The sequence below is a fragment of the Vibrio sp. Vb1554 genome, from assembly GCF_033344235.1.
Window position 1 is genome coordinate 1 of sequence record NZ_JAWPOJ010000261.1, and the last position, 1,246, is coordinate 1,246.

1 protein-coding gene is annotated in these 1,246 nt (G+C 43.8%); it reads left to right on the forward strand.

From position 1 onward, the window contains the following. Positions 1-1,032 (forward strand): alpha-amylase (locus R8N28_RS25495; protein ID WP_318183694.1); only part of this gene is annotated, 1,032 nt, incomplete at its 5' end. Between the last annotated feature and the right edge of the window lie 214 nt (positions 1,033-1,246).

The window sequence follows — 1,246 nt, forward strand, 5'->3', positions numbered from 1 at the left end:
TTTCCTGGCCGCAACGACAAATACTCGAACTTCCATTGGACTTGGTATCACTTTGACGGTGTTGACTGGGATGACGCCGGCAAAGAAAAAGCGATCTTTAAATTCAAAGGCGAAGGAAAAGCATGGGATTGGGAAGTCAGCTCTGAAAAAGGCAATTACGACTACCTAATGTACGCCGATTTAGACATGGATCACCCAGAAGTTAAACAAGACCTGAAAGATTGGGGTGAGTGGTACATCAACATGACCGGCGTTGATGGCTTTAGAATGGATGCCGTTAAGCACATTAAATATCAGTATCTACAAGAGTGGATTGATCATTTACGTTGGAAAACAGGCAAAGAGCTTTTCACCGTTGGTGAGTATTGGAATTACGACGTAAATCAACTGCATAACTTTATTACTAAGACCTTTGGCAGTATGTCGTTGTTCGATGCGCCGCTTCACATGAACTTCTACAACGCGTCAAAATCTGGCGGCAATTACGATATGCGCCAAATCATGAATGGCACGTTGATGAAGGACAACCCAGTCAAAGCAGTGACTCTCGTAGAAAACCACGATACGCAGCCACTGCAGGCGTTAGAGTCGACAGTAGATTGGTGGTTCAAGCCTCTTGCTTACGCATTCATTTTATTGCGTGAAGAAGGTTATCCATCGGTGTTCTACGCAGATTACTACGGCGCGCAGTACAGCGACAAAGGCTACAACATTAATATGGCCAAAGTGCCTTACATTGAAGAACTTGTAACACTGCGTAAAGAGTATGCGTATGGCAAACAGAATTCTTATCTCGACCATTGGGATGTGATTGGCTGGACTCGAGAGGGCGATGCTGAACATCCAAACTCAATGGCGGTGATCATGAGTGATGGACCGGGCGGAACAAAATGGATGTATACCGGTAAGCCAAGCACGCGCTATGTCGACAAGCTGGGTATCCGAACTGAAGAAGTTTGGACCGATGCCAATGGCTGGGCAGAATTTCCTGTCAATGGTGGTTCAGTCTCGGTTTGGGTGGGCGTTAAGTAACGTCGTCCTGTGATTTTGATACAGAACATGCAAATTTCAATGAAACATTACATTTAATCAAGGTGTTATTTGATATTCATGTAACAAATGCGTAACTTATATTTGAGCATTATCTAGAGGAATATAAAGAATGGAATCTATTGCTGATGTATTGGTTGTCGCCATTGTGTTTGGTGCCATTTTTGGAGGCGGGATCGTCAAGTTGATCTTAAAT